Source organism: Sporomusa sp. (genome assembly GCF_057736855.1).
The window spans coordinates 5,431-8,411 of record NZ_JBYKYF010000130.1 but is presented as its reverse complement, the minus strand read 5'-3'; the positions used below and the strand labels follow the sequence as shown (position 1 = coordinate 8,411).

General features: G+C 41.4%; 3 protein-coding genes. All 3 read left to right on the top strand.

From position 1 onward, the window contains the following. On the top strand, positions 1-220 hold a 220-nt coding region (locus AC29Z1_RS09890), incomplete at its 5' end, for a hypothetical protein (RefSeq protein WP_488271297.1). Between the two features lie 59 nt (positions 221-279). Continuing rightward, on the top strand, positions 280-1,242 hold the full coding sequence (locus AC29Z1_RS09885) for an AI-2E family transporter (RefSeq protein ID WP_488271296.1): 963 nt from the start codon (positions 280-282) through the stop codon (positions 1,240-1,242). A gap of 96 nt (positions 1,243-1,338) precedes the next feature. Beyond that, positions 1,339-2,981 (top strand): alanine--tRNA ligase (gene alaS, locus AC29Z1_RS09880; RefSeq protein WP_488271295.1); only part of this gene is annotated, 1,643 nt, incomplete at its 3' end.

Below are 2,981 nucleotides of genomic sequence, written 5' to 3'. Positions count from 1 at the left end.
GAGGTACAAAAGGGGTGATATGATGCGCGGTAAGTTTTGGCAAGGATTGATGTTGGGTGGATTTCTCGGAACCATACTTGGCGCTATCATAGGTCCCAAGGCTAAACCACAGAAAAAACCGCTACTAGTACGCAGTACTGATGCAGTTACCGATACTACTCGGGATTTGATGCGAGGTGCGCGTCGGGTACGCCGGCGATTAATGAAAAAGCTGGATTAATTTTCAGTAATAGGGAGGCCTTGTGGGTCTCCTTTTTTCATTTATTGACAGGAGGAAATATGCAACTAACTAAAGTCCATTTTAGGCTACTATTGTTGCTATTAGTATTATCTGCAATTGTATATTTTCTCTGGCTTGTCCGCAGCAGCCTATATCCTTTCTTTATTGCACTATTTTTGGCCTACTTGCTCAATCCAGGTGTATGTTATTTAGAAAGCAAAGGCCTACCAAGGGTTTGGGCAATTGCAATGCTGTATATTGTACTTTTTACTATTATCGTACTAGGGGCGACCCGGCTTGTTCCCATTATTGTGAGAGATTTAGAGAGTTTTTCCAAAGAATTGCCAAACATTCTGAAAAAAGGCGAGGAATTATTTTATTTTATTCAAAGTAAATACCAAAATTCAGTATTACCACAGTCTGTGCGTGTGGCCGTTGATGATTCTTTGCTCTCTCATATGATTGGACTGGCAATTACACCGATACTGGCTTTTTATTTTTTACGTGACTGGCCTACCATGAAAGAGAGGATATTTCGTCTGGTGCAGTCCCGCTGGCGAAATGAACTTACTCTGGCCTTTAAAGAAATTGATACTGTATTGAGTGGAATTATTCGCGGTCAACTTACAGTAGCGCTAATTGTTGGTATATTAGTAAGCTCTGGCTTATATTTATTTCAGGTTCCGTTTGCCATACTAATAGGTATTACTGCTGGATTACTTGATATCATTCCGTATTTTGGTGCCTTTATTGGCGCAGCGCCGGCTGTAACATTGGCATTGCTGGAATCGCCGATACTGGCCATAAAGGTAGCTGTCTTATTTTTCTTGATACACCAATTAGAAGGTAGTGTTATCAGTCCCAAAATATTGGGAGAAAATGTTGGACTACATCCGCTTACTGTCATTTTTGTTTTGCTTGCTGGGGGCGAGTTGTTTGGCATTTTGGGCATGCTGCTCAGCGTGCCGGTAACCGCTATTGGAAAAGTGCTGATTAAACATAGTATTAAGTTACTCCTGTAGTTTCTGCCGTTAACACCAATTATTGACACTAAATCTTAAACTGTAGTATAATTTCCACCAGAATGCATTAAATTTCGTACATTGGAGCTGATTAATTTGAAACAATTAACCGGAAACGAAATTAGAAAGCTGTTTCTGGATTTCTTTGCAAGTAAAGATCATCTCATTCAATCAAGTTATTCCCTTATTCCAGATAATGATCCATCCCTGCTGTTAATTGGTGCAGGTATGGCTCCATTTAAACCTTTCTTTACCGGCAAAATGAAACCGCCGCATACGCGAATTACAACATGCCAGAAATGTGTCCGCACTGGCGATATTGAGAATGTCGGCAGAACAGCGCGCCATCATACCTTTTTTGAAATGCTGGGTAATTTTTCGTTCGGCGATTATTTCAAAAAAGAAGCGATTGCCTGGGCTTGGGAATTTTTAACTGAAAAGCTGGAATTACCCAAAGATAAACTTTGGATTACCATCCATACTAACGATGATGAGGCTTTTGACATCTGGCATAATGATATTAAAATCCCAGCTGAGCGTATCATCCGGTTGGAAGACAATTTCTGGGAAATCGGACCTGGACCATGTGGCCCCTGTTCGGAAATACATATTGATTTAGGGGAAGAACGGGGTTGCGGTAAGCCTGATTGTGCGGTAGGCTGTGACTGTGACCGTTTTTTGGAAATTTGGAATTTAGTCTTTACCCAATTTGATCGGGATGAAAATGGCAATTACACCCCGCTTGCCAAGAAAAATATAGATACCGGGGCCGGCCTTGAACGGATTGCTTCTGTATTACAAAATAAACCGTCAAACTTTGAAACCGATTTATTATATCCCATTATCGACTATGCGGCAAAAGTTGCCGGTGTTACTTATGGACAATCTGCGAAAAATGATGTGTCACTAAAGGTAATTGCCGACCATGGACGCAGTATGACGGTAATGATTGCTGATGGGGTATTACCCTCCAATGAAGGCCGGGGATATGTTCTGAGAAGAATTTTACGGCGGGCCATTCGCCACGGCCGGTTACTCGGAATTGAAAAACCCTTCCTTACCGATATTGTTGATGTAGTCGCTACTATTTTTGCTGAAACATATCCTGATATTAACGACAAAAAGGCCTATATTAAAAAAGTAGTCCAATTAGAAGAGGAACGCTTCAATACTACGCTTACCCAGGGTATTGAACTATTAAACAAACATATCCATGAGCTTTCTGAAGCCAACAAAACCATCCTTGATGGAGCTACTGCCTTTAAACTGTATGATACCTTCGGCTTCCCCTGGGAACTTACGGAAGAAATCTTAAGCGAACATCATATGAGTTTAGATAAATTAGGTTTTGACCAGGCCATGGCCGAGCAGCGTGAACGAGCCCGTGCTGCCCGCCAAGACAGTGAAGAAAAAATTGTAATTCCTGATTTATCTGGCTTAGTAACAGAAACTCTCAGCTATAAACCAGATGCTGAAAAAGCAAAAATAGCGCTACTGTTAAAAGAAGGCAAAGTCATTGAGGAAACTTTTGATGGGGATGAAATTGCCGTCATTTTAGATGTTACGCCTTTTTATGCCGAGGGTGGCGGCCAAGTGGGAGATACGGGACTAATTACCAGTTTGCTGGGTAAAGTTGAAGTTAGCAATACCCGTAAGCTACCTGACGGAACCATTTATCATCTTGGCAAAGTGACTGAAGGTACAATCAAAACAGGGGAGATGGTTAGCTTAACTGTCGA

Bases quoted from the DNA above. Each gene is read 5' to 3' on its own strand.
- AC29Z1_RS09885 (WP_488271296.1), top strand. From the start codon at position 280: ATGCAACTAACTAAAGTCCATTTTAGGCTACTATTGTTGCTATTAGTA.